The following is a 24,715-nucleotide window of genomic DNA, read 5'->3' on the forward strand; positions in this document are numbered from 1 at the left end:
AATTACTCCTCCTCTATATCATTTGTTCCAGTATTATTCTCTATGCCACTTTTACTAATTAAACCACTAACAAATGAGTAACCAAACTGCAAGAAATAATCATCATCAAGCATTTCATCCTTACCAAAACGATTTGGTTGATTATGAGACATTACTATCCTCAGATACTTGTCAAGAAATTTTTCTCTGTCACCTATTTTTAAGTCATTCAAAAAACCATAAACTAATCCGTTAATCTGATTTTCTTTACCCTTTTTTATAAGTTCATTGCGAAGGCTAAGTCCACTAAGGTAGCCTTTGTTAATTATTTTTTGACTTTTCTCCATGCTTTCACCTCTTACCCATTGGATATATTTAATTACAAAATTCATAACTTTATTCAAGTTATATTTAGTTGAGTAATTATCAGTGTCTAAATAGTATGCAAAATATCTGTAGAGAGTTGAGTAATCAATCTGATAACTAATGGCAAGTTTCAAAAGTTCCTCTTCAATACTACAGTAATTTTTATTTAGGACATAATAACCTTTCGGAACACTTTCATTTTTAAACTGCAAATCAAGAAACATAGCTATATCAGGGCTAATATTGTAGTTGTAAATATTGTATCCTTTAGTCCCTTGACCTGCAAGAATGGGATTGTCAGCAATTTCAATAAAATTAATATTTTCTGAGATACGATTTATCTGTTTCTTTGTTATATAATCCACTATTTGCTTTATCATTACATAGAGAAGATTGCTGTTTTCTTCAATGTTGTCAATTAAAAGATTAAATGTTTTAACTATTTCATAAAGTGTTTTTAAATTTGTGTTCTCATTGGGGAAATAAAAATAATTCAGATATTCTCCTTCGGCTATTTTTAAAACATAAGCAAAGGAGGCAAAAGCGCAACTGTAAATAATAGCACATAAAGGACATATTTGAAGTTTTGAAACCTTAAATCCCCATATCCAGTTTGAGTTATCTTTGTTGAATCCAATGATATTAGATACAGCATTGTTAAATTCGTATTCTGCCTTTTTTTCTTGACAGGATGGACATAGTTCATTATTCTTTAATTTCTTTGAGTATTTCATAGCTTTTATCCTGCTTACATATTCTGAAACATTTTCATGAGAACATACACCTTTCAATTTCTGATTGATAAAAATTTGTATTGACTCCTTGCCTTCAGGGGTTTTGTTTAGAATCTCAAAAATTTGATTTTTAGAGAGATTTTTTAACTTAGACTGAGCTTTTTCAAGATTGTCTATAAAATCTTCAGCGGACTTATACTCCCAAACCGGTATATTCAATAATTTCAAAAAATCCTTATATGGGGGTTTTTCAATCTCTTCAAGTTTTTTTCTTATCTGTTCAGGTTTGATTTTTGTCTTTTTTTCAGTTAAATCTTTTTGAGCTTTTTGTAAACGCTGAAGATAAGCATTAACATTAAAAAATTTCAAAAAAGCATATTTGCTAAATTTCTCCTCAAAACCTTCAAAAATTTCATCACTAAATTCAATATAATTCTCACCAATTGTTAGATATGGAATACTATCTAATTCCTTCCCATCTGTGATTATATTAAGAAATCCTACTATCCCAGCATTGAAATACCAATCTCTCATGTAGATTTTATGTTTAACTGTTGATGGATAGAGTTTTATACTATCATTCACCATGCCTACACCTAATAAATTAATCTGTTAATAATTCTTTTAATGTTATTAACATAGACACTTCTATATAAATTCTCTTTAGCTTTCTTGTATAGTATATTCTCCAAAATTTTAATGACAGCCTTATAGGGCATCGTTTGTCCGTTTTTTTCTAACACCTTAACACACCTCTACCATGCCAAAGCCCTGTCCTGTCCTTAAGCCAATCCCTATCTGATAAAGCAATCTTAAATCCTCAGGGTCTCCGCTCAGTCTGAAAGAGCCTTCAAAACAGGTTAGCGTCATGTAGGGTTTACCAGTCTTTTCTCTAAAGCCTTTCAATGTATGTTTAACCACCTGTTTTTTAAGACTCAAAGGCTCAAATTCAAGTGCTCTCTTCAGTCCGTATCCTCTTATGTCCTTGAAAATTCTATCATGTATTGCATTAAACTCAATATTAAAGTCCTCCACATTATCAGAGGGCAAAATTGGTTTTCCATCTTTGGTTTCAATCAAAGCTGGACAGAGTGTTTTAAAAGTAACGCTATCATTTTCAATTTTTTTCTCATTAAGCATAAATATCCTTTTTAGCATGAATGTTAGCTCATCACTAAATTGAAAGGATTTATTCTCAAGAAGTCCATTATAAAGATTAACCATAAACTCATAATCAGAAGAACTAACTATGAGAGATACATAGCCTGTGTCTAAAAAATAAAAAACCGTATCTTCTATCTCAAAATCTTTGTCTATGATTATTTTTTCTTTTTTAGTCTGTCTTGATGCAGGTATGGTTACACAGAAGCAAAATGGCTTTACCACTTTAGTTATTTCTTGGCTTTTATCTGGATAAAGTTTTTCTTTATAAGCACTATCAGATTTTTCCAGAGAATCTTTTATCAGAGACATAAATCTGTTTCTATAAAGTATGGGAAGTTTGGGGGCATAAAAAATAACTTTAATTCTCATCTCAAAACCTCACACTCATTATATCAAAAAATTTTATCTGATACAATCATACGCCTTTCATCAAAAATAATCTATCTGAAACAGGATTGTTTCTTAAATTGCTCATTTTTAATCTTTAATGATATAATTTTTTCACAATTTCAAAGGAGTAACGATGAGAGTAATAATTGTTGGTGCTGGTGAGGTCGGATATCAAATTGCAAAGTTTCTTACCTATGAAGGGGTTGATGTTGTAATTATTGATAGAGATGGGAGCAAGCTTAGAAGAATTTCAGAAGAGCTTGATATTGCTACAATAGAGGCAGAAGGAAGCGACCCTTCCGCTTTTAAAGAAGCAGGTGCAGATAACGCCGACCTTTTACTTGCAGTAACAAACAGTGATGAAACGAATATGATTGCCTGCCTTCTTGGCAAGGCAATGTTCAATATAAAGCGAAAAATTGCAAGGATACGAAATCCCGACTACTTTTTTAATAAAGAACTGCTTGGTAAAGCCAATCTTGATATTGACCCTGCTATTAATCCTGAACTTGAAGCTGCAGAAGCGGTATCAAGGCTTATTGAAAGCCCTTTTGCGAGTGAAATAATAGAATTTGAAAAGGGAAAGATAAAGGTTATAGGGTTTAAAATTCCTCAAGATAGTCCAATTACAGGAAAAAAATTAAAATCTATCAAAACATTTTTAAAAAAGGATTTTATCATAGGAATAATAGAAAGGGATGAAAATGTTATAGTGCCTTCTGGAGAAGATATTTTAAATGAAGGGAATATAGTTTACATACCTGTAAGAAAAGAAGAAGTTGAGGAGGTTGCTCAAAGTCTTGGAGTACCTGCGAAACCTGCAAAAAAGATTATGATTCTTGGTGGAGGAAGAATTGGATACTATATAGCAAGCAAAATGGAAAACAGGGCAGATATTAAAATAATAGAAAAGGACCCTGAAAGATGTAAATTTTTAAGCAAACATCTTGGTAAATCATTGGTTCTTCATGGAGATGGAGCAGATAAGCAGCTTCTGTTAGAAGAAAATATAAGCAATATGGATACATATATTGCATGTTCTAACAATGATGAACTAAATATCATGGCATCTTTACTTGCAAAAAAACTCGGAGCAAAAAAAGTTATAGCTCTTGTAAATAGAACAGACTACGTGCCTCTTGCACACAACCTGGGAATTCAATCTGTTTTAAGTCCAAGATTAATTACAGCAGGCATTATTCTCAGATATGTAAGAAAGGGAGAAGTATTATCTCTTACAGCTATTGCCGAAAATAAGGCTGAAATAATAGAAGTGGTTGTTAATAAAACTTCATCTCTAATAGGAAAAACATTGAAAGAAGGAATTTTTCCAAAAAATTCTATACTTGGAGCAATCATCAGAGATGACCGTATCATAATCCCTTCAGGTGAAGATTTTATAAAAGAAAAAGATAAATTAATTATCTTTGCCCTTAAAGATTCAATAAAGGAAGTTGAAAAACTTCTCACATGAACTATAAAACTGTAATAAACATTATTGGCATAATTCTTATTATTCTTTCAATTTTTATGATTATTCCCATACTGGTCTCAATTATTAATCATTCTTCGGACATACCAGCATTAGGGTTATCGTGTTTTTTAACGTTCTTCTGTGGTACTGTTATGCTCGCTTTAACTAAACAATACAGACATGAAGAATTGATGTATAGAGAAGCTTTTATGACAGTAACGCTTACATGGATAGCTGTTGCCTTTTTTGGTTGTCTTCCTTATATTTTTACAGGCTCTGTGAGTTCCTTTACAGACGCCTTTTTTGAGGCAATGTCTGGCTTTACAACAACAGGCGCAAGCATTTTTGCTGATGTGGAAAGCCTGCCTGCAGGACTTCTTTTCTGGAGAAGCATGACCCAGTGGATAGGTGGAATGGGAATTATAGTTTTTGTCCTTGCTGTTTTGCCTCTTATGGGTATTGGAGGGATGCAACTTTTTAAGGCTGAAGTTCCTGAGATAAGTGTTGATAAACTGAGGCCAAGAATTATTGATACAGCTAAATCATTGTGGTTTATCTATATTGGAATTACAGCTATTATAATCATTCTTTATTTTATTGCTGGAATGGATATTTATGATGCAGTTTGTCATGCTTTTACAACAATTTCAACTGGTGGATTTTCAACAAAAAATGCAAGCATTGCTCATTTCAAAAGTCCGATGCTTGAATATATATCAAGTTTTGGAATGTTTCTTGGAGGAATAAACTTTGCTTTGTATTTTTATCTTCTGAAAGGTCGTGTAAGAAGATTTCTTAAGAATGCGGAGTTCAGATTTTATTTTTGTATCATTTCTATTACTGTCGTTTTATTGACTGTTGACTTATTGTTTTATTATCATTCTTTTTCTGAAGCGTTTAGGTACGCACTTTTTCAGGTTATCTCAATAATGACAACTACAGGTTATGCTACAGCTGATTATTTAAAATGGAGTTCTTTTTCGCAGTTGGTTCTATTGATAATTATGTTTTTTGGAGGAATGATAGGTTCTACAGGAGGTGGAATTAAACAGGTTAGGGTTTATTTAATGATTAAGCAAATATACAGAGAATTTTATCAGCTTATTCATCCCCGTGCAGTGTTAGCTTTAAAGTTAGATGATAAATTTCTCACAAAAGAAATTCTTGGAAGTATATGGGGATTTGTTTTCCTTGCAATATTTGTCTGTGCTCTGGCAAGTATTGGCATGACTGCAACAGGACTGGATATGGTAACTTCAGTTTCCACTGTAGTCTCATCAATGAACAATGTAGGTCCTGCACTTGGCGAAGCAGGACCCGCTGGCAACTACTTTTCAATTCCTCCCTTAGGTAAATGGATACTCATTTTATGTATGCTTGCTGGCAGACTTGAGTATTATACAGTGCTAATACTTCTTACTCCTGCTTTCTGGAAAAGATAGCCTTAACCTTACTTTTTCTAACAGGGATATATTCAACTGACTGCCTCACAGGCTGTGGATAGAGATTCATAAGTAGCATTATTTCTTTGGGCATCTCAGTTGAAACAGGCAGTCCCAGTTCTTTTGCTTCCTCCGCACTTATTGGGTAATCATGAGTCCATTTTCCTGAGACAAGCTTTTCAGCGATTTCCTCAGCTTTTTCAGAGGATTGGTTGTGCGATAGAATTTCTATTATTGTTTGTTTCATTTGTCTTATGGCTTTTTCAGCCTGATCTGCTAAGATTAAAGTATTATCATCAATATCACTTAAAGGTTTTTTCTGAAGCACGCTCAACACTGAAACAGCTGGTTGTTGCCCTATCTGTGGATCAAGTGGTCCCAATACAGCATGTTCACACATTACAATTTCATCTGCTGAAAGGGCTATCAGTGTCCCTCCTGACATTGCATAATGGGGAACAAACACTGTAACTTTAGCTTTCTGCCTTGAAAGGGCTCTTGCAATCTGTGTTGCTGCAATGGCAAGTCCTCCAGGGGTATGAACAACAAGATCAATTGGAGTATCATCATCAGTTAAATGGATTGCCCTTAGTACTTCTTCTGAGTCATGAATATCAATGTATCTCATAATTGGAAAACCAAGAAAGCTCATTGTTTCCTGCCTATGAACAAGAAGTATCACTCGGCTTCCGCGTTGTTTTTCAATTTCTCCAATAAGTTTCATCCTTGCATTCTCAAGCAGTCTCTGTCTGATTATAGGTTGTATAGCAATAATCATAAGAAAAATCCAGAAAAATATCATCGGATCAAAATGCATCTTAGCCTCCTACTATTTTTATTAAGCTTTATCACCTCTTCCCCAAATTATCTCTATTGCAGAGTATTTAATAGCTTTTTTAATAATTTCTTCAAAATTAATTAAACTTCTTCCCTTTACAGCAATGGCATACTGGAAATTACCAAGGAGACGGGAATTAAGATAAAGAGGCTTCAAGGTTTCAGCAACTATTCCCCTTGTTGTATTTGCATCAATGTTTATAATTTTTTCATCAGGCAACTTTAACTGAAAACTCAGTGGCACAACTCCCTCAAAAACAGTTCCTGGCAACAGAGGTTCTGTGAAAATGTGAACTTCACTGAAGCCAACCTTCTTGAGGGCATAATGAAGTGTCCAAGGCTTCCAGCGGGTTACATGATGGGGTGGGTAGTCATTATACCACCATTTGTATTTTCTGTAACCCTTTGCTGTATTTTCAAACTTATAAAATGGTGGGCAACTTAAAATTAAAATGCCTCTGTCTGCAAGCAATGAATATATATCCTCTAAAAACTCTGATGGCGCATGGACATGTTCAAGAACTTCAAAAGCTGTTATTACATCATAAGACAATTTGTATTCTTCAGGAAGTTCATCAAAAGACATAGCCTTGACAACATTTAGTTTGAATTTATCTGTTGCTATATTCACAGCTTTCTCAGAGGCTTCCATTCCATAAACTTCAAATCCAATTTTTTTTGCAATCAGCATAAAAAAGCCTGTAGAACAGCCTATATCAAGAAGTTTGCCCTTTGAAACTTGAGAAAGAATAGGAAGCAAAACATTAAATCTGGGAACCCTACTCCATTTTTCTACTTCAATTTTCTCATCTTCAATATTTTGATAGGATTCATAAGCTAAACCAGAGCCAAAATTAAGGAGATCGCCATACTTTTTTTCATAGGTTTTCTCATAGTCCATAACTTTCATAGGATGTGTAAACTGCAACCCACAGGATGGACATTCAAAGACTCTTGAACTATTTATTAGCTCAAATAGAGGAATCTCTCCTTCAAAATCACAAACTATGCACTTATTTGGTTTTTCATAATCTTTTTCAGTCAGTAACTTAGCATCATTAAGAGCAAAATAAATTATCTTAGGTGGAATGCTTTCTATACAAGGGCTATAAAACTGTCTTTTTACCTGTGCTTCAATGCATGGCTCTGTTGTTGCATGTTTCATACAGGGTGCAACACAGGTCTGCCCAATATAGTTTGGCGATACAGGTATTACAGTTGGATAGTTTGATGTTCTTAATTCTGCATCAACCGGACCTGTAATCAAAACTGTTGGCTTTTCAAGCCCTGCAGCTATATGCAAAGTTGCTGTATCTGCTGTGATTACAGCATCGGAAAGAGCTACAGAGGCAATCAGATATCTTATATCTTTCATGAAAACTGAAAGATTTGCAGCTCTTATTCCATAAGCATCAAGGGCTGTCTCAACAGTTATATCTTCTTCGGGCATTGAACATATGACAGGGACATATTCATTCCATATGAGGTCTTCAATTTCTTTAAGCAGTCTCGGTGGAAGAGTTCTATGAACAGAAGAGGCAAGATAATGGAAAAGAAGCACCTTTTTACCGCCTGAAGCTTCCCTGATTTTATCAAATGCTTCTTTCATTTCAGCTAAAACAGCTTGATTAATTAATACATCCGGGGTTTCCTTATCAGTCTTATATATATAAAGTTTCCAAAGATAGTAATCAACCAAAGATAGATTATCAAACTGAGGAGCATTAACCATTTCAATAACCTTAACAATATAGTCAGCCTTTGCAACTTCTTTAAATAGTATAGGCATTGGAAAAAGATTATCAATATAGGGCAATCCCTCCAAAACTGGCTTTGCCTTTCCTGAGATGGTTACATTAAGCGTCATTTCTGGATATCTTTTTTTTACCTCCCTTAGGGCAGGCGTCATACAGAGAGCATCACCTATTGCAGCCTGGGCTATGACAAGAAGGGTTTTCCCATTTAGATTTTCACCTCTATAAAAAGGAGGTAGCACACTGTGAGCTTGTTCAAAGGCTGATTTTATTGGTTCTGGAAGAAGATTGAAAACATCATCGGCAAAGAGAAACTTGTCTCCAGGCTTAATTTTAAAATCATAACCATTAAAGTTTAGCTCAATTTTGCCTTTTGCTTTCCATACTTTCATAAATCACCATAAATTGAATTCTCCACAAAGGTTTTGAATTTCTCAACTTTTTCAAAGTAATTCTCAATATCTATAGATTCTTCCATGATTAGTCCATATCGGAATTCTACGGCAAAAGGGGTTAAATCTATAAGATCGTCAATAAAATCAGGAACTTTTATATTGTTTTCCTCGCAAAGCTCTATTAATTTTTCAATATCATGTATTTTGGGAAAATTGACATTTTTTTTAGCCAAGAGAGCTTTTAAAAACTTCTCTGTTGCCTGTTGAAGATGAAAAAATAAAAGTTGCCTGCTGATTTCTTGATCAGATAAGTTCTTCTCCACCAATTTGAGATCATCACAGGCAATCTTGAAAAAATTCTCAAATTCACTGATTTTTTTCATATACTAATTTACCCCTTTGATTTGCCTCAGCTATAACACTGTTTTTCCAGCTTTTAGAATAAAAATCAAACTCCTCCAGAGATAGAACAATTATATCAAAAGGATATTTTAATCCCTTAAGACTTTTTCTAATCTTTCTATATTCATCAATTTTTGACCCTCTAACTGAAGTTACCACGATTATATCAATATCACTATCTAAACGAGGAGTTCCGTAGGCATATGAACCAAAAAAAATAATCTTGTCTGGTGAGGTTACAGAGATGATTCTTTTAATAATCTCTTGAATTGGAAGACTTTCTATTGTCTGATTTTCATTTTTCATACTCTATTATATCAAACCTTACTTCTTAATTGGCTCTTTGAAACTGTAACGGTCATCTTCAAGAAGAATCTGTACACCAATTTTTTTATTTTTGTTTATCACAAAGGGTGATTTAAGATTTGCAGCAACCCCATCATTGTATTTAAGTAGAGATACGTATATTTCAAGCTCCTCTTCGCTTTTTGCATCAAGAACAGAGACAATTTCATCACTAAGTTCAAAGCCATAATCAGGAAAATATTTAAAGGGCTGTATAATAAGCATAGCAACATCTGTATCATCAATGGCTATTAGCCATTTCACAGGCTCAATAAGGTCTTTTATAATAAATCTATCAAAGGGCACGCCAGGTATGCCAAGGGGAAAGTAGATTATCTCATTTTCGTCAATGTTAAGTTCGCCAAAACGCTCTGATTTAAGAATTATCATCTTTTTGCTCCTTGTTTTGAGATGCTCCGACCTTATTCATTGAATTTTCAGCCTTAAGAAGCAATTCATCAAGTTTCAATTCCTTTGCTGTATTTAATGCCTCAATATTACTCTCTTTAAGCTTCTCATAAAGTTCCTCTCTGAAGATAGCCATACCCTTTGGTGCTTCTATACCAATTTTTACTTGTGAGCCATCAACATTGACTATTTTGATAACTATGTTGTCTCCTATTCTGATTGACTGACCAATCTTCCTTGTTAGAACTAACAATTAATGCATCCCCTTTCGGATTTCTCCATATAATTTATATGACTGCGCAAAAAATTGCAACTGTTAGACTAACAGGTAATTAGGATAGCAGAGAGAAAAGTGTTATTCTGTCCCTCTTTCTGTCTTCCGATCACCTGTCCTCTATCATTCTGAGGAGCGTTAGCGATGAAGAATCTCCTCCCTTTCTAAAAGGAAGAGACCCCTCGGCTTCGTCTCAGGGTGACAAAGCGGAGATTCCTCGCATCCATTGAGGGTACTCGGGATGGCAAAAGAAAAAGATGACCCTTTCGGGGCAGATTCTTCGGGGTCATTGAAACCCCCTCTGAATGACAATAAAAAGAGAGACCCCTCGCTAAAGCTCGGGGTGACAAAGAAAATGTCATTCCGAACGGAGCAAAGCGGAGTGAGGAATCTCCTCATCTTTGATTAATAAATAAAATTGCTATCTGAGGAAATCAAAAAGATTGTTTCTAAAAAAGTCTGTAAGAGTAACTCTCATCGCTTGAAGTACTGTCATTCTCTGATTGAGTTCTGAAATAACCTGAAGAGCATCGGCATCTTGGTCATTGGAAAGATTTTGATTTGTATTTGTTTTGACTTCCAGATTATAATCAGTAATACTTTCTATTTTATTGAGCCTTGCTCCAATAATTGATTGCTGTTTATATAGTTTATCTGCAATCTTATCAAAGTAGTCTACTGCTTTCTGAATCCTTCCCTGATCATTATTTTCAAGGGCAACTTTAAGAAAATAAAGAGCTCTGAGGTAGTAGTTTTCATTAAGATAGTTATTGTTGAAACTGTAATAGTTAGGGTCTGTGGGATCTGTAATGTAGTTGTATCCGTTAATGTTTCCCTCAAGGCTCATATTTGATGAGCCAGAATCAGGATTATAGGATAAAAGATTAAGCCCTGTATTAGCAGCGTCTGTGGTGCTCACCTGAATTCTTATTTTATCAGACTTTCCGTTAGGCACACTATTTATAACAAGCCTGTAATCAGGAGAACCAGAGGTTCCTACATTCACAACCCATGCCTTTACATAATCACCTGCTTGAGAGTTTATAGCGTCTCTTACATCATTAAGAGACGCCCCTGAAGAAATTGTAACTGATACTGATTCATTATCACCAAGTTGAATCGTAAGAGTTCCTCCATTAGTTGTGAATCCTGCTGTTGGATCAGTTATTGCTCCTCCTGAAGGCTGAGGCATAAGCAAAGCAGAAAGAGGGTCAGCATCATGTAATTGTGTTCCTGAGGTTGTAACTGTCTGATTATAGGGGGTAAAAACCTTTATATTTCCATAAGGATCAGTTGGATCAACTTGATAAGTAAAAAACTCTGTTGCTGGCAAATTCACTGCCACGTCAAGGAAAAAGCTTATATCAAGATACTGAAGATTTGTATCAGATTGATAAAGACCTGTTGTTGAATTAACAGGGGGAGTATCAGCTTTATAACCTCCAAATATATACCTGCCTGATACTTTTGTATTTATTGTTTCAATACTGCGTTGAATTAGAGTATCTACTTCCTGTGCCAGGGCAAGTCTATCTGTAGCAGAAAGTGTATCAGTTGAGCCATTAACTGCATACTGTTTTGCCTTTATTGCCATGTTTTTCAGATCATTTATTGCTGTCTCAAGCGAAGAATTATAAATTTTAGCAGTATCAATTACTCTTGAATATTCGTCAAGAGCAGAAAGTTCTGTTTTGTATTTAACAATTCTTGAAATAGCAACAGGGTCATCACTGGGAGAAAGAACTCTTTTGCCTGTAGTAAGCTGTTTTTGAGCTTTATACATTGCTTCTATCTGCGTATTCATATCATTTATAAATGTCTTATAAAAGAAACCTGTTGTAACCTTCATCTTTTACCCCCTTTCACTTAGAGAGGACTAAAACCCTCTCTTTAGCTCACCATATCAAAAAGTGTTGCAAGTATTTCATCAGCAACTTTTATTACTCTTGCCGAAGCTTCATACATTTTTTGATACTTTATGAGATTAACTGCCTCTTCATCAAGGCTTACACCAGATACATCCTGTCTTCTTTTTTCAATTTCCTCAACAAGAGACTGTTGAAAACTTTTCTGTGTTTGTGCACTTGAGGAATAAACTCCAACTTCAGAAACAATTGCCCTGTAAAAATCTATTGGAGTTGAATTACCAATGATTTCACTGTCTAAAAGAGAATATATTGCCCTTGCATTCTCATTATCCATTTCTCCACTGGTCGTGGTAGGATTAGCTGCTGCGGCTGCAATCTTTTGAGTATCTGTTATTTCAACATTAAATAATAAACCTGAATGTTGCTTTATTTGAAAGGTAAAATCAAGAGTATTATCTGGATTTTTTATTGTCACTTCTATGTCATTAAAACTTAATTTATAGTAAGTATCTGTTCCTTTTGTCCATGAAGTTACTGTAGGAGTTATAGATGAAGAAGTTGTATTATCTGTAACAGTCCACGCCGGAGGTACAGCACTCCCATCAAACTCAACTTGATACTCATCATAGGTATTTGTATTTACATTATTTATTTTAAAAGATATGTCTGAATATGGAGATGTTGGAGAAGAAGGAGATGACACAGTTAAATCATAAAGCTGACTGAAAAAATTATTTCCCGTTGTTCCATCAAGCCCGTAACCCTGTCTGTGCTGAGCATTTATTGCCTCGGTGAGGTCAAAAACAAGCATATTAAGCTTCTCCATATATTCAGGGATTGTCTCATCTCTCAAGTCTATCTCTGCTTTGAGTTTTCCTCCCTGAATTAATCGTGTAACATCTATGCTTCCTGAAACAGTTTCAAGGCTAAACTGCATGTTTTGTTTACTGTCAAGGGCTGTACTCAAATGGTAAACCTTGCCTCCATCAACAAGAGGCATTCCACCAAGCAGAATAGAGTATCTACCTGAATTGTCTTCAAAGTAAGTGATTTGAACAATGTCATTGAGCTGCTTTACAAGATTGTCTCTCTGGTCTTTGGCATCAAGCGAACCAGGGCTTGCAGCAATCTTTTCATTCAGTTCATTGATTTGATCAAGATAGTTGTTTACCTGATTAACAAGACTTTGTGTATCTTTATAAATTTCCTGTCTTTCATCAATGAGAGATTTATAGGAAAGATTTAATCTTTTAGTAAGATAATTTGCCTTATCAAGAAGAAGTGTTCTCTCTGCTGTTCCAGAAGGATTTTGGCTTAATTCCTGCCAGGCATTAAAAAAATCATTTATTGAATTACTAAAAGCAGTTTCAGAGGCATCATTAAAGATATTCTCCAATCTGAGCATTCCATTGTATACTACATCCCAGTAAGCAAGATTAGAACTCTCTGTTTTAAGCTGAAGGTCTATGAAGGAGTCATACATTCGGCGGATATCTTCAAGCTTTACTCCTCTTCCAGTAACTCCTGAGAGACTCAAAATACCTGAGCTCATATTTTGAAAAATTACATCCTGCCTTGTATATCCTTCTGTAGCTGCATTTGATATATTATGTGATACAACCTCAAGGGCTTTCTGATAAGTAAGCACTCCTGTTTTTCCAATATCAAAGAGAGCAGTAAGGCTCATCTATGCCTCCTTTGAAAGGCTTTGTTTTGCATTTATACCGAAAGTTTCAAGAAATTTTATTGCTGTTCCAATGTGCATAATAGAACGGTCAATAAGTTGCTCATTTATTCTTTGAATCTCAGAAATTGCATTAAGTAAAGTTTTCATGCTATAGTAAAGCTCCTTTAACTGTATCAATTCAGGGGAGTCATTGTTCATATTCAAAATTTCAGAAAGTGTAGTATTTTCTAAACCGTTTTTTGCAAGAAGTTTTGCTCTTTCTTCTTCCCACAAAGAAAGTTTAATAAGAGTCTGTTCCTTTTCCCTTAAAATTTTTTCAAGCTCTACAGAATTAAGTCCAACAATAGCGTCTCTTTCTTCAGATACTATTTTGAATAGGATTTCAAGGAGAGCCTTCTCTTCATTGAGAATTTTTGTAAGCTCTTTATGCAAGCTTATCAATTAAAGCCTCCTTAATTATTTTCCCAGCAATTTCATTTCCTTTAACTTCGTATGTACCTGAATTTATAGCATTTTTCAATTCTTCTACTTTATCTGCCCTTATATCTGGGATATTGCTTACTTCTACCATAAGTCTTGCGATATTTTTAGCTGCCTCAGATACTGTAACCTGATCTTTTGTAAGCACTTCTTCGCTTCTTTCAGAAGCTTTGCTATGAGATTTCTCTGGAGCTATCTGCGTATTTGGTGCTACACCATCTATTTTTATCGGTCCTCCTATCATTTAAAACACCTCCTTTGTATTTTTACTTATGAAATCGGCGATTTTTCTAAACTATTTAACATAGCTACAGGGTTTACAGGTTTGCCATCTTTTCGCACCTCAAAATGCAAATGCGGGCCTGTTGTTCGTCCTGTAGAACCGGATAGAGCTATAACTGTATCTGCTGTAACAGTATCGCCAACTTTTACAAGATTTTTTGAATTATGAGCATAAATTGTTTGTATTCCATTTTCATGCTCAACTATAACACAATTTCCATATCCATTACTGTAACCAGAATAAACAACCTTTCCAGATAAAGCAGGTTTAATTTCTGTTCCTTCAGGAACTGCTATATCTATTCCATTATGGTGTCTGAGTTTTCCATCTATTGGGTCAGTTCTTAAACCAAAAGGTGAAGTTATTTTGCCTGATGCAGGTAAAGAGATTTTATTGGGCAGATTAAATTTTCTCTGTTCTTCCTGATTGTCTAAAGAAGGCTTCAGTTCAATTTTTTGATTTTTTGAAATGCTATTTAAAAAATTAGCATTTTCAGTTAAAAATCTTCCAATTCCTATATCTCTTTCAGACATCATTTCTGCTATTTGAGGGAGAATAGCTGTCATGTAAGTGGATGTTGTTTTGCCTTCAGAAAAAGATGTATTCGCAAACATAACTTTTAATAATTCAGTAAGGAAAATCGTCTCTATCTTTTTTGAAAGCTCCTTTGTATCTGTAGAAGTATTAAGTGTCTGTGTGTTAACTTTGTTTATCACTGTTGCCTCACATTATCACCAGATCAGCTTTTAAAGCGCCTGATGTTTTAAGTGCCTGAAGTATAGAGATTAAATCCTTCGGAGTTACTCCCAATGTATTTAATGCTCTGACAAGTTCTCCAACTGTTGAACCCTGTACTTCAACAAGAGATGCCTGTTTTTCCTCTACTTTAAGCTCAGTTCTGGGAACAGTCTCTGTTACAGATCCTCTTGGAGACAGAGGAGGTGGTTGAATCACTTCAGGGGTTTCTTTTATTGTAATTGTCAAACCACCATGAGCAAGTGCTGCAGGTGATATTTTTACATGAGAGCCTATAACAACCGTGCCTGTTCTTTCATTTATAACTACACGGGCAGGTAAATCAGTAGAAACTTCAATTTTTTCAACTTCAGCCATAAAATCAAGCACATTTCCTCTATAAGTTGATGGGATATTAATTGAAATTGTTGTTGGGTCCAAAGCTTTTGCAATTCCTGCTTTATAAATCTCGTTTATTTTTTCAGCTATATTTTTGGCGGTAGTTATATCTGGAAACTGTAGAAGAAGCTGAAGCTCACTCTTTGCATTCAGATTAACAGGAACTGCTTTTTCTACAATAGCTCCTTCAGGAATAGAGCCGACATTTTGATGATTTTTTATAGCCTGAGCTGCTCTTCCAGCAGCTATAAACCCTCCAATTGAAATAGGTCCCTGCGCTAAAGCATATACTTCTCCATCAGGTCCTGTAAGAGGTGTAAGCAGCAAAGTTCCTCCCTGAAGAGATTTGGCATCACCTATTGATGAAACCTGTACATCTATTTTTGTCCCCGGTTTCACATTGGTTGGCAGTTTAGCAGTAACCATAACTGCTGCAACATTCTTAACTTTGCCCTTCAAATCTTTCACATTCACTGTAATTCCCATTCTGCTCAACATATTTGCAATTGGCTGATAAAGATATGTTCCATCCTTATCGCCTGTTCCGTTTAATCCAACAACAAGACCATAACCTACAAGTTGGTTTTCTCTAATTCCTGACCAGCTGGCAATATCCTTTATTCTCTCTGCATGAGAGGTAGTTGCAAAAGATAGTATCAAGAAAAATATAAAGAGGAGATTCTTCGCTACGCTCAGAATGACATTGTATTTAGTCAGAATAACATGATAATCGCTCAAAATGACTTTATAATTGCTCAGAATAACTTTATAATTACCCAGAATGATTTTATTGTTTCTCATATCCAACCTCCTCTAAAAGGGCCATATTTTGTCAAGAAATCTCACAAGCCAACCCTGAGACTGTTTATCTCCAAGTGTGCCTTCTCCCACAAGATATATCTGCGCATCTGCAACATACTGACTCAATATAGTATTGCTCTGACTTATATCATCAGGTCTTATTATGCCTCTGAGAACAAGTATTTCCTTTTCATTATTAACAATTACCTCTTTTCTGGATTCAATAACAAGATTTCCATTTGGTAAAACTTCAACCACCTTGGCTGTGATTGTTCCAGTAATTTTGCCTGTTCTTGCAGTATCACCATCTCCTTTAAAATCACTTGTTGCCGAACCTTTAACTGATGGAGAAAAAACATTTCCTGCTTTATAAAAACCATTTATCAGTGGAAGATTGTGAATATTAAAATCTGTATTCATGCCAAAAAATGTATCAAGACCATAGTTTGTTGATGAATCCCTTGATGCAGTGGTTGATGCAGTTTTCTGAGCTGAAGTTGATTCGTTTATTAAAATTGTTACAAGGTCATTTACTCTGCGGGCTTTTTTATCTTCATAAAGAGAAGCCTTGTTCCTCCATAAAGAACCCTCACTTGCTACCTGAGTTTGAGGAGGCTCAGGATAGTATTTTGGTGGCATTCCTGCATTTTTAATGTCTCTTACTTCCTGAAGTTCTGAACAGGATGCAAGAAAAAATATACAAAGGCTTATTAAAATTAATTTTCTCATAATGATACCCTCACTTTGTCTTTACCTACTAATTTACCAACAATTTCCTTGCCAGTTTGAAAACATTGTACACGAGCATTTCCTCCAACTACTGCGTCAGATTTCAAAACACCTTCTGTCATTATCATGACCTGACCTGTATTTATTATTACATCTACTTTACTTCCTTTTTTTACAGGCATGCCAGAATAAAGATAATCTTCTTTAATGATTAAACCTCTGGTAAGACTCCTTTTTACAACTTTTCCTATTAGTAAATTTTTATCTGTAATTGCTCCTACAGGAAGTCTACTTAAAGGTTGTTTTATTTCCATTATTTTTTCTTCAGTAATTACTTCTCCTCTTTTTAGAGGTATTTGAGTAATATAAACTCTTGTTAAAACTTCGTAGTTTGCAATTGCTCTGTATTGTCTGTTTCCACATTTAAAAGTGAATTCTGCTGCATTTGGTCTTTTAATTTCCCTGATTTTTAGATTCTCGGGATTACAATTTTCATGGGGTTCGTATCCTATAAATTTTATCTGCCCAACCTGCACTTCTGTAGCAATAGGTGATTTCTTTATCTCATTTGAAAGAAGATTTGCTAAAAAAGCCGTATCAAAAGCAAAACTTGAGGAAATAAAAAGAAATGTTAAACAAAAGACAATCAGAAGCACAAAATTATTAAAAATTTTTGCCTTTATCTGTTTCATATAATTCTCCTATGACTTCTAATTACCTCTTAAGTGCTGCTACTGTTTGCAACATTTCATCAGATGTTTGCACCGCCTTAGAGTTAATATCAAAAGCTCTTTGAGCAATTATCATATTAGCAAGCTCTTCAACAATGTTTACATTGGACATTTCCAAAAAACCCTGTACAATTTTTCCTCTTCCCTCAGTTCCAGGAGTTCCTGTTGTTGGAGTGCCCGATGCATCTGTTTCAAGAAAAAGATTTCTTCCGATTGCCTGTAACCCACCTGGATTTATAAATCTTGCAAGTTCAACTGTTCCGATCTGAACAGGTGCAACTGTTCCTGGTTGAAGCACTGTAACAGTTCCATCAGCACCAAATGTTATTTTCGTTGCATCAGCAGGAACTGTAATTCCGGGTTCTATCGGATATCCGTCATTTGTTACAATCCTTCCATCTTTATCAATTCTAAAGTTTCCTGCTCTTGTATAAGCAATTGTCCCATCAGGAAGAGTTACCTGGAAAAATCCATCTCCATCAATCGCCAAATCCAGATCATTCCCTGTATTTATAAGATCACCTGGAGTAAAAAACTTTGCAACAGCAACAGGTCTTACACCAAGTCCAACCTGAATTCCTGAAGGATACTGAGTTCCATCATCAGAGGGAGCTCCCGGATTAATAACATTCTGATAAAGCAAATCCTGAAACTCTGCTCTTCCTTTTTTGAATCCTGTGGTATTAACATTTGCAAGATTATGTGAAATAACATCTAAATTTAGCTGCTGAGCATACATGCCAGTTGATGCTGTAAAAAGTGATCTTAACATGCGTTGCCTCCTTTATATTCTTGCAATTTCGCTTACAGCTCTTTGTGCAAGCTCAGAAAAATTGGTTGTTACCCTCTGGGTGAAATCAAAATTTCTTATAGCCTGAATCATTTGAACCATTTCACTCATTGGATTTACATTTGAATTTTCTATCCAGCCCTGTAAAATCTGCCCATTTGCTTGCCCTGCTTCTACTCCTTCATAAAGAGACTGTCCAACATGTCTGAGATTATTCAGTTTTACAAGTTTAATTCGTCCAATAGGATTTCCATCAACTAATATAGTTCCATCTTTACCGTACTCTATTTTTGTTCCATCTATTATTATTGGATTATTATTTTCATCAAGAACTCTTAACCCTGTCTGCGTCACAAGATAATTATCTTTGTCTCTTGTAAATGAACCTTCTCTGGTATATAAAATTTTATTCCCCTGTCTTACTACAAAAAATCCTTCTCCCTGAATACCAAGGTCAAATGGATTATGAGTTTGTTTTAAAGCACCCTGAGATGTGTCAATGTATTGAGTGCCGAAATAGGTTTGAGCTCTTGCATCCTGATATATAACATTTGACTGAGAAGGTTTTCCTGAAAGAAGAGGATAAAGCCTGCTTGCAAAGCTCTGCTTTTTATAACCCGTTGTATTAATATTGGCAAGATTGTTGGAAATGGCAGAAAGTTCATTCTCTCTCATGCTCATTCCAGTCATTGTTATGTAAATTCCTTTATACATCCTTACCTCCTCCTAAAAACAAATATTAATGCAATGGTTATGCCAATACAAAATTGTTGAGATTTCTTGTTTTTCTTTAAAGCAAATCTTGCTGTAGTAGGAAATTTTTTCCTGAATGGAATTTTATGCTTCTATATCTATTTTGTGTTCTGAGGACTCTTTTTCTGAAGATAAGGTTTCTTTTTCAGATTTTTCTTCGGTTTTTTTAAATTTTTTTCTAACTTTGTACTTTGCAAAAACAGAACCTTCTTTTACAGGTCTAATCCCTCTGTAAGGACCTAATGGGTCTATTCTTTCTTCTGCAGCCATTTAACTCAATAAAAATTCTTTCTGTTTTTCAAATTTTATTTTAAATAGTCCTACAAGCTCATTTAGTGCATCTTCTGTCATACCAAGAGATTCATAGTCTATTTTAGTTATAAAAGACTCTTTTAAACCTATTCCAAGATTGAGACATATCTGGTCTGCAACTCTTACAATATTACATATGTCAGCAAATGCCTGGTCTTCATAGTCTGGATATGGATATGTATGATGATATGTTATTACCATTTCCAATTTTTCAGGAAGTTTCCATTTCTTCGCAATAAGATTACCTATGATTGTATGATTAAATCCCAGTGTTTCATCCTCAAGCTCTATTAGTAGTCGTCCTTCTTTGTATATTCTTTCGTATATTTGAATATACAGTTCTGGCATGGCATTGTTTATAACTGTTTTACCAACATCATGAATTAACCCGCAGACTAAAGCCTCATCTGTGGTTGCCATATGAGTTACCATAGCCAGTAAACTTGAACAAAGAGCTACTCCGAGACTGTGTTCCCAGAGTCTCTGCTCAAATATTCCAAAACGTCTGTGTAAATCTCTTAATGAAGTTGCAATAACCAGTGATTTAAGAGTTTCAAAACCTATAAGGAGTAATGCCTGAGGGATATCTTCAATTTTTCTATCACGACCATAATAAGGAGAGTTTGCTATTCTTAAAAGTCTTGTTGCAAATCCTTGATCACGGGAGATTATTTCCTCAAGGGCTTTTAAAGATGCATAATTATCTTGAATAAGGTTCATAACTTTCATGGCAATAGGAGGCAATGAAGGGATATCAACAGTTCTAAAAACTATTCTTTCTATTATTTCTTCCTGCAAAAATGTCTCCTATACAGCGTTTATTATTTCTCCTGCCATTTCTTCAAGAGGAATAACTTTATCAGCTATTCCTGCTTCAACAACAGCACGAGGCATACCATATACTACACAAGTTTCTTCATTTTGAGCAAATATTCTTCCACCTGTTTCCTTTATTTTTTTACATCCTTTTGCTCCATCATTACCCATTCCCGTGAGTATTACTCCGAGACTCCTGCCTGGATAACATTCTGCTACAGATGCCATCAAAACATCAACACTTGGACGATATATAAACTCTTCTTTATCCTCTGAAACAGAAATAAAAGTCTCAATCCCTCTTCTTTTAAGTCTCATATGTCCTCTCCCAGGAGCTACGTATACAATACCAGGTTTTACAGTTTCACCCTCTTCAGCCTCTTTTACTGAAAGTTGACTCAACTGGTCAAGCCTTTCAGCAAAAGGTTTTGTAAAATTAGGTGGCATATGCTGGGCAATTACAATAGGAACTGGAAAGTCTTTTGGCAGTTTTGGAATAATTTCCTGAAGAGCCTTAGGTCCTCCTGTAGACGTGCCTATAGAAATAATTCCTACTTTTCTTTCTGTTGTTACCCTTGTCTTTGGTATTTCAACCTTAGGAACTTCTATTTTTGTTTCAGCAGTTTTAACTGGAGGCTTTCTTTTTACAATTCCTCTTCTGCCAATTGTTTTAATTTTATCAATTAGCATTCCTTTAATCTTGATAATATTCACTGAAAGCTCAGCAAGATTTTTAGGTATAAAATCAACTGCACCAAGTTCAAGTGCTTCAAGAGTTACCTTCGCACCTTCAGTTGTAAGAGAACTTACCATGATTACAGGAACAGGACATTTATTCATTATCTCTTTTAATGCGGTTATGCCATCCATTCTTGGCATTTCAACATCCATTGTTACAATATCTGGTCTAAATTCCTGAACCATCTGGACAGCCTCAACTCCGTCCCTTGCTGTACCGATTACTTTTATTTCAGGGTCTTCCTGAAGCATTGAAGTAATAGCTTTTCTCATAAAGGCTGAATCATCTACAACTAAAACTTTAATCATATATGCCCCTTAAAAACCAAATTCTTTAAGTAAGTCATCAACATCTTCCTGTGATACTTTTTCAACTTCTTTTTTCGCCATTTCTTTCTCCTCAATCTTCAATCCAAAAGTAGTTATAAGACGAACAAGTTCTACTTCAAGGTCACCTACAAGAGTAATCACCTTTTTAAGAACCTGTCCTGTTAAATCCTGAAATGATTGAGTTGTGAGTATCTCTGTCAAGTCATCTTCAAGAGAGTTTTTAAAATTCCTGAGAAATTCTATACTTTCAGAAGGTCCTTGTATCTGTCTTATATGGTTTGCTACATCATCCATTTTTAAAATATATTTTTCAACAATTTCCATTGTTTTATTAGCTGCTTCTTCTGTTTTATCAATGACCATCTGTAACTGATCAACTGCTCTTGGCATTCTTTCAGTAGCTATTTCCTTTAATTTTGGATCAAGTGCTTCTCTGAAACTTTTTAAAGAGTCATGTAGTTTCCTCGCTACTTTTCCCACTTCTTTAAATAAATCACTCTGACTTTTCTGAATTATGTTATTCATTACTTTATTTGCCTGCTCATAATCTCCCTGCGCAACCATATTCATAAAATTGGTTATTTCTTCAAGAAGAATATATCTTGGATCATCTTTAGAAACACCTTTTTCTTCATAAAACTTTACAGGGTCAATGACCTCTCTGACAGTCATTTCTCCACCTATTCCACTCAGTTTTTTAACGACCTCAACTTTATCACCTTCATCATGAAACTCTACTATTTCTTCTTCAAAAAGGCTCTGGTCTTCAGAAGGAATTAGCTTTTTTGTATCCAGTAAAACAAGTAATCTATCATCTAATCGGGCAACTCCTTCTACCTGGGTCTGCCCATGCTGCATAAACTCTTCAGCAGGCTCAACATTTGTTTCATCTATATTTACCACACCCGTAATGTCATCAACTAATGCACCAAATGTTATCTTGCCTGATGAAACAACTATTACTTTGCTACCATTGTTTTCTTCAGGAATACCGAGAATTCTTTTTAAATTCACAATGGGAATTACTCTACCGCGGAGATTTGTGACTCCTTCAACATAATAGGGCACACCTGGCATCTTTGTAATTTGAGGTAGTTTAATGATTTCCTGCACCTTAAGAATGGGAACAGTATATTCATTTTTTTCAAGAATAAAACCAATGTACTGTTTCATTTTCACACTCCTAAGAATTTATTTTACAGTTAAAACTTTTCTTGAAAGAACTGCAAGGTCAAGAATTAAAACAACCTTTCCATCGCCTGTAATTGTAGCTCCCATTATACCGCATTCTTCAGAGTCTATGCCGTTTATAGTCTTTATAACAATTTCTTCCTGACCGATTACAGAATCTACAGATATACAAAATCTCCTATCTCCTACACTGGCAACAAGAATATACTTTCTGTCATTGTCAACTCCACCAGATGTTGAAAGAATTTCATTAAGCAAGAAAAGTGGTAAAACTCTGTCTCTTATTGTAAGAACCCTTTGTCCTGTTACTTCTTTAATTTCATCAATACCTATCCTTAATGTTTCTTCAATCATTGACTGAGGTATGGCATAAATCTCCTCTCCTACCTGAACCATCATAGCCTGAATTATTGCTAATGTGAGAGGTAAGCTTATTCTAAAAGTAGTACCTTTATCTTTTTCTGTAAAAATTTCTACATATCCATTGAGTTTCGCAACATTGGACTTAACAACATCCATTCCAACTCCTCTGCCACTCAATTCTGTTGACACATCCTTTGTGGAAAATCCTGGTAAAAAAATTAAGTTTATTATTGCTTCTTCAGACATCTTTTCAGCTTCTTCAAGAGTAATAAGCCCTTTTGTAATTGCTTTTGCCTTAACAGCTTCATAATCTATACCTTTCCCATCATCAGATATATCTATCACAATTTGAGTTCCTTTCTGATATGCATTTATGACAATTTTACCTTTTGATGGCTTTCCCTTAGAAATTCTTTCTTCTGGAGACTCTATTCCATGATCTATTGAATTTCTTATTATGTGAACAAGAGGGTCTCCAATATGTTCAATAACTGATTTATCAACCTCTGTATCCTCACCAATAATCTCAAGATCAACTTCTTTGCCAAGTGTTCTTGCAAGGTCTCTCACCATTCTGGGAAACTTTACAAAAACTTTCTGAAGAGGTTGCATTCTCATTTTCATTACAGCAAGCTGCAAATCTGAAGTAACTCTATCAAGAAATGCAGTGGTTTCCACAAGCCCTTCTACATGTTCATCTCCTGCATATTTTGCTTCAAGTTTGTTTGAGAGATTAAGCAACCTATTACGAGCAAGAACTATCTCTCCTGCAAGATCCATTACTTTATCTATTCTTTCAACATCAACCCTCAATGTGGCAACTTCTTTTTCTTTTGGAGCTTGTGTCACAACTTCTTCAGGCTTTGAAGAAGGTTTAGACTCAATTTCCTCAGTTTCAGCTTTTTCAATTTTTTGTTCTATCTCTTCAGTTTTTTCAGGTTCTTGAAGAGAAGCTTTTTCAAGAGCTTTATCAAGTAAATCCAAAATTGGTTGAATATTTTCAGTTATTTCTTCTTTTGCTTTAATGTGTGAAATTAGAATTCTTAGTGTATCTACAGCTTTCAAAATAGCATCAGTTATTTCAGCAGAGATTGGAATCTCTCCCTCTCTTACCTTTTTTAAAATTGTCTCTGCTCTGTGAGCAACATCTACAACATTTTGAAATCCAAGAAATCCAGCTGCTCCTTTGAGGGTATGCATTCCTCTAAATATCTCATTGATAATTTCAGCATCCTGTTTTTGTTCAAGTTCAACAAAAAGAGGATCAAGCTGTTCAAGAATTTCTTCTGCTTCAACAATAAATTCGTTTATTATTTCATCCATCTCATCAGCCATTACTGTCCTCCTTTAAGAGATGGTCTTTTCTGAGCAATTTTTTCAAGTTTTTCCTTCAAAACCTCTCCTGTAAAAGGCTTTACTATATAGTTGTCAACTCCTGCTTTTATTGCTTCAATAACTTTTTCCTTTTCAGCCTCAGCTGTTACCATTAAAAAGGGTATATCTTTTAAAGCTGGGTCATTCCTTATATTCTTTAAAAGTTCTATACCCTCCATAACAGGCATGTTCCAGTCTGAAACTACAAGACCGTATTCTGTATTACGTAACTTTCTTAAAGCATCCTCTCCGTTTTCTGCTTCATCAATATTTTCAAAGCCAAGTTGTTTAAGAAGATTTTTTACAATTCTACGCATTGTTGGAAAATCGTCAACTACCAGAACTTTTATTTTATAATTAAACATATTATC

The 24,715-nt window shown here is 34.8% G+C and carries 27 protein-coding genes; 3 read left to right on the forward strand and 24 right to left on the reverse strand.

Translation table 11 applies throughout. The features are described 5' to 3' along the window. Window positions 1–2 precede the first annotated feature (2 nt). Both cas8a1 and cas6 read right to left on the reverse strand, forming a co-directional pair. The gene (cas8a1, locus tag THEYE_RS10075; RefSeq protein WP_012546150.1) at window positions 3–1,667 is read right to left on the reverse strand and encodes a type I-B CRISPR-associated protein Cas8b1/Cst1; all 1,665 of its coding nucleotides are present in this window, start codon (window positions 1,665–1,667) and stop codon (window positions 3–5) included. 156 nt (window positions 1,668–1,823) lie between these two features. Beyond that, window positions 1,824–2,612, reverse strand: a complete 789-nt coding sequence (gene cas6 / locus THEYE_RS10080) for a CRISPR-associated endoribonuclease Cas6 (protein ID WP_012546265.1) — start codon at window positions 2,610–2,612, stop codon at window positions 1,824–1,826. A 154-nt stretch (window positions 2,613–2,766) separates the two neighbouring features. Here cas6 and trkA point away from each other — a divergent pair, with 154 nt between their 5' ends. Continuing rightward, the gene (trkA, locus tag THEYE_RS10085; RefSeq protein ID WP_012545959.1) at window positions 2,767–4,107 is read left to right on the forward strand and encodes a Trk system potassium transporter TrkA; all 1,341 of its coding nucleotides are present in this window, start codon (window positions 2,767–2,769) and stop codon (window positions 4,105–4,107) included. After that, window positions 4,104–5,549 (forward strand): TrkH family potassium uptake protein, encoded by a 1,446-nt coding sequence (locus THEYE_RS10090; protein WP_012545413.1) that lies wholly within the window; start codon window positions 4,104–4,106, stop codon window positions 5,547–5,549. Before trkA ends, THEYE_RS10090 begins: the two co-directional genes overlap by 4 nt. Here THEYE_RS10090 and THEYE_RS10095 read toward each other — a convergent pair. Genes THEYE_RS10095 through csrA form a run of 6 tightly spaced genes read right to left on the reverse strand, consistent with a single transcriptional unit; the run spans window position 5,524 to window position 9,943 of the window. Continuing rightward, window positions 5,524–6,366 (reverse strand): SDH family Clp fold serine proteinase, encoded by an 843-nt coding sequence (locus THEYE_RS10095; RefSeq protein ID WP_012546027.1) that lies wholly within the window; start codon window positions 6,364–6,366, stop codon window positions 5,524–5,526. The two genes, THEYE_RS10090 and THEYE_RS10095, sit on opposite strands and share 26 nt — an antisense overlap. Window positions 6,367–6,387: 21 nt before the next feature. After that, a complete protein-coding gene (locus tag THEYE_RS10100) occupies window positions 6,388–8,532 on the reverse strand; it encodes a methyltransferase domain-containing protein (RefSeq protein WP_012546270.1) in 2,145 nt (714 codons plus the stop codon). Further along, window positions 8,529–8,918, reverse strand: coding sequence for a HEPN domain-containing protein (locus THEYE_RS10105; protein ID WP_012545657.1), 390 nt, complete (start codon window positions 8,916–8,918; stop codon window positions 8,529–8,531). Before THEYE_RS10105 ends, THEYE_RS10100 begins: the two co-directional genes overlap by 4 nt. Next, complete coding sequence (locus THEYE_RS10110; protein WP_012545631.1) at window positions 8,902–9,243, reverse strand: nucleotidyltransferase domain-containing protein; 342 nt, start codon at window positions 9,241–9,243, stop codon at window positions 8,902–8,904. Before THEYE_RS10110 ends, THEYE_RS10105 begins: the two co-directional genes overlap by 17 nt. Before the next feature lie 18 nt (window positions 9,244–9,261). Beyond that, window positions 9,262–9,672 carry a flagellar assembly protein FliW gene (fliW, locus tag THEYE_RS10115; protein ID WP_012546503.1) on the reverse strand — a complete coding sequence of 137 codons (411 nt, stop codon included), beginning with the start codon at window positions 9,670–9,672 and terminating at the stop codon, window positions 9,262–9,264. Continuing rightward, complete coding sequence (gene csrA, locus THEYE_RS10120; protein ID WP_012546156.1) at window positions 9,659–9,943, reverse strand: carbon storage regulator CsrA; 285 nt, start codon at window positions 9,941–9,943, stop codon at window positions 9,659–9,661. Before csrA ends, fliW begins: the two co-directional genes overlap by 14 nt. Window positions 9,944–10,205: 262 nt before the next feature. On the opposite strand from csrA, the gene THEYE_RS10440 reads away from it, so the two are divergent. Beyond that, on the forward strand, window positions 10,206–10,373 hold the full coding sequence (locus THEYE_RS10440; protein ID WP_012546713.1) for a hypothetical protein: 168 nt from the start codon (window positions 10,206–10,208) through the stop codon (window positions 10,371–10,373). Window positions 10,374–10,385: 12 nt separating this feature from the next. On the opposite strand, the gene flgL is transcribed toward THEYE_RS10440, so the two are convergent. From flgL to THEYE_RS10200, 16 genes are all read right to left on the reverse strand, one after another. Beyond that, complete coding sequence (gene flgL, locus THEYE_RS10125; RefSeq protein ID WP_012544983.1) at window positions 10,386–11,813, reverse strand: flagellar hook-associated protein FlgL; 1,428 nt, start codon at window positions 11,811–11,813, stop codon at window positions 10,386–10,388. A 41-nt stretch (window positions 11,814–11,854) separates the two neighbouring features. Further along, window positions 11,855–13,519 carry a flagellar hook-associated protein FlgK gene (gene flgK / locus THEYE_RS10130; RefSeq protein WP_012545686.1) on the reverse strand — a complete coding sequence of 555 codons (1,665 nt, stop codon included), beginning with the start codon at window positions 13,517–13,519 and terminating at the stop codon, window positions 11,855–11,857. After that, entirely contained in the window at window positions 13,520–13,960 is a 441-nt protein-coding gene (locus THEYE_RS10135) for a flagellar protein FlgN (RefSeq protein WP_012545745.1), read from the reverse strand. After that, entirely contained in the window at window positions 13,944–14,243 is a 300-nt protein-coding gene (gene flgM / locus THEYE_RS10140) for a flagellar biosynthesis anti-sigma factor FlgM (protein ID WP_012546457.1), read from the reverse strand. Before flgM ends, THEYE_RS10135 begins: the two co-directional genes overlap by 17 nt. A gap of 26 nt (window positions 14,244–14,269) precedes the next feature. Continuing rightward, entirely contained in the window at window positions 14,270–14,998 is a 729-nt protein-coding gene (locus THEYE_RS10145) for a M23 family metallopeptidase (protein ID WP_012545556.1), read from the reverse strand. A 7-nt stretch (window positions 14,999–15,005) separates the two neighbouring features. Next, window positions 15,006–16,217 (reverse strand): flagellar basal body P-ring protein FlgI, encoded by a 1,212-nt coding sequence (locus THEYE_RS10150; RefSeq protein ID WP_012545167.1) that lies wholly within the window; start codon window positions 16,215–16,217, stop codon window positions 15,006–15,008. Between the two features lie 12 nt (window positions 16,218–16,229). After that, window positions 16,230–16,946 (reverse strand): flagellar basal body L-ring protein FlgH, encoded by a 717-nt coding sequence (locus THEYE_RS10155; protein ID WP_012545249.1) that lies wholly within the window; start codon window positions 16,944–16,946, stop codon window positions 16,230–16,232. Then, on the reverse strand, window positions 16,943–17,638 hold the full coding sequence (flgA, locus tag THEYE_RS10160) for a flagellar basal body P-ring formation chaperone FlgA (RefSeq protein ID WP_012545619.1): 696 nt from the start codon (window positions 17,636–17,638) through the stop codon (window positions 16,943–16,945). The genes THEYE_RS10155 and flgA overlap by 4 nt, the downstream gene beginning before the upstream one ends. Window positions 17,639–17,660: 22 nt before the next feature. Further along, a complete protein-coding gene (gene flgG, locus THEYE_RS10165; RefSeq protein WP_012546478.1) occupies window positions 17,661–18,449 on the reverse strand; it encodes a flagellar basal-body rod protein FlgG in 789 nt (262 codons plus the stop codon). A gap of 12 nt (window positions 18,450–18,461) precedes the next feature. Continuing rightward, a complete protein-coding gene (flgF, locus tag THEYE_RS10170) occupies window positions 18,462–19,181 on the reverse strand; it encodes a flagellar basal-body rod protein FlgF (protein ID WP_012545861.1) in 720 nt (239 codons plus the stop codon). A 123-nt stretch (window positions 19,182–19,304) separates the two neighbouring features. Further along, a complete protein-coding gene (locus tag THEYE_RS10175; protein WP_012545869.1) occupies window positions 19,305–19,490 on the reverse strand; it encodes a hypothetical protein in 186 nt (61 codons plus the stop codon). Further along, the gene (locus THEYE_RS10180; protein ID WP_012545813.1) at window positions 19,491–20,330 is read right to left on the reverse strand and encodes an HDOD domain-containing protein; all 840 of its coding nucleotides are present in this window, start codon (window positions 20,328–20,330) and stop codon (window positions 19,491–19,493) included. A gap of 9 nt (window positions 20,331–20,339) precedes the next feature. Beyond that, entirely contained in the window at window positions 20,340–21,395 is a 1,056-nt protein-coding gene (locus tag THEYE_RS10185) for a protein-glutamate methylesterase/protein-glutamine glutaminase (protein ID WP_012545234.1), read from the reverse strand. A 9-nt stretch (window positions 21,396–21,404) separates the two neighbouring features. Then, the gene (locus tag THEYE_RS10190; RefSeq protein ID WP_012546090.1) at window positions 21,405–22,589 is read right to left on the reverse strand and encodes a protein phosphatase CheZ; all 1,185 of its coding nucleotides are present in this window, start codon (window positions 22,587–22,589) and stop codon (window positions 21,405–21,407) included. 18 nt (window positions 22,590–22,607) lie between these two features. Beyond that, a complete protein-coding gene (locus THEYE_RS10195) occupies window positions 22,608–24,305 on the reverse strand; it encodes a chemotaxis protein CheA (protein WP_012545469.1) in 1,698 nt (565 codons plus the stop codon). Next, entirely contained in the window at window positions 24,305–24,709 is a 405-nt protein-coding gene (locus THEYE_RS10200; RefSeq protein ID WP_012546608.1) for a chemotaxis response regulator CheY, read from the reverse strand. The genes THEYE_RS10195 and THEYE_RS10200 overlap by 1 nt, the downstream gene beginning before the upstream one ends. Window positions 24,710–24,715: the final 6 nt, after the last annotated feature.

The sequence above is a fragment of the Thermodesulfovibrio yellowstonii DSM 11347 genome (assembly GCF_000020985.1).
Taxonomy (GTDB): Bacteria; Nitrospirota; Thermodesulfovibrionia; order Thermodesulfovibrionales; family Thermodesulfovibrionaceae; genus Thermodesulfovibrio; species Thermodesulfovibrio yellowstonii.

What these genes read in the sequence shown, in the direction of transcription:
- cas8a1 (WP_012546150.1), bottom strand. Translation starts at nt 1,667, where the DNA reads ATGGTGAATGATAGTATAAAACTCTATCCATCAACAGTTAAACATAAA.
- flgG (WP_012546478.1), bottom strand. Translation starts at nt 18,449, where the DNA reads ATGTTAAGATCACTTTTTACAGCATCAACTGGCATGTATGCTCAGCAG.
- flgM (WP_012546457.1), bottom strand. Translation starts at nt 14,243, where the DNA reads ATGATAGGAGGACCGATAAAAATAGATGGTGTAGCACCAAATACGCAG.
- THEYE_RS10105 (WP_012545657.1), bottom strand. Translation starts at nt 8,918, where the DNA reads ATGAAAAAAATCAGTGAATTTGAGAATTTTTTCAAGATTGCCTGTGAT.
- flgL (WP_012544983.1), bottom strand. Translation starts at nt 11,813, where the DNA reads ATGAAGGTTACAACAGGTTTCTTTTATAAGACATTTATAAATGATATG.
- THEYE_RS10100 (WP_012546270.1), bottom strand. Translation starts at nt 8,532, where the DNA reads ATGAAAGTATGGAAAGCAAAAGGCAAAATTGAGCTAAACTTTAATGGT.
- THEYE_RS10185 (WP_012545234.1), bottom strand. Translation starts at nt 21,395, where the DNA reads ATGATTAAAGTTTTAGTTGTAGATGATTCAGCCTTTATGAGAAAAGCT.
- THEYE_RS10190 (WP_012546090.1), bottom strand. Translation starts at nt 22,589, where the DNA reads ATGAAACAGTACATTGGTTTTATTCTTGAAAAAAATGAATATACTGTT.
- THEYE_RS10090 (WP_012545413.1), top strand. Translation starts at nt 4,104, where the DNA reads ATGAACTATAAAACTGTAATAAACATTATTGGCATAATTCTTATTATT.
- THEYE_RS10175 (WP_012545869.1), bottom strand. Translation starts at nt 19,490, where the DNA reads ATGGCTGCAGAAGAAAGAATAGACCCATTAGGTCCTTACAGAGGGATT.
- THEYE_RS10110 (WP_012545631.1), bottom strand. Translation starts at nt 9,243, where the DNA reads ATGAAAAATGAAAATCAGACAATAGAAAGTCTTCCAATTCAAGAGATT.
- flgF (WP_012545861.1), bottom strand. Translation starts at nt 19,181, where the DNA reads ATGTATAAAGGAATTTACATAACAATGACTGGAATGAGCATGAGAGAG.
- THEYE_RS10195 (WP_012545469.1), bottom strand. Translation starts at nt 24,305, where the DNA reads ATGGCTGATGAGATGGATGAAATAATAAACGAATTTATTGTTGAAGCA.
- cas6 (WP_012546265.1), bottom strand. Translation starts at nt 2,612, where the DNA reads ATGAGAATTAAAGTTATTTTTTATGCCCCCAAACTTCCCATACTTTAT.
- trkA (WP_012545959.1), top strand. Translation starts at nt 2,767, where the DNA reads ATGAGAGTAATAATTGTTGGTGCTGGTGAGGTCGGATATCAAATTGCA.
- flgA (WP_012545619.1), bottom strand. Translation starts at nt 17,638, where the DNA reads ATGAAACAGATAAAGGCAAAAATTTTTAATAATTTTGTGCTTCTGATT.
- flgK (WP_012545686.1), bottom strand. Translation starts at nt 13,519, where the DNA reads ATGAGCCTTACTGCTCTCTTTGATATTGGAAAAACAGGAGTGCTTACT.
- THEYE_RS10095 (WP_012546027.1), bottom strand. Translation starts at nt 6,366, where the DNA reads ATGCATTTTGATCCGATGATATTTTTCTGGATTTTTCTTATGATTATT.
- THEYE_RS10440 (WP_012546713.1), top strand. Translation starts at nt 10,206, where the DNA reads ATGGCAAAAGAAAAAGATGACCCTTTCGGGGCAGATTCTTCGGGGTCA.
- fliW (WP_012546503.1), bottom strand. Translation starts at nt 9,672, where the DNA reads ATGATAATTCTTAAATCAGAGCGTTTTGGCGAACTTAACATTGACGAA.
- THEYE_RS10150 (WP_012545167.1), bottom strand. Translation starts at nt 16,217, where the DNA reads ATGAGAAACAATAAAATCATTCTGGGTAATTATAAAGTTATTCTGAGC.
- THEYE_RS10155 (WP_012545249.1), bottom strand. Translation starts at nt 16,946, where the DNA reads ATGAGAAAATTAATTTTAATAAGCCTTTGTATATTTTTTCTTGCATCC.
- THEYE_RS10200 (WP_012546608.1), bottom strand. Translation starts at nt 24,709, where the DNA reads ATGTTTAATTATAAAATAAAAGTTCTGGTAGTTGACGATTTTCCAACA.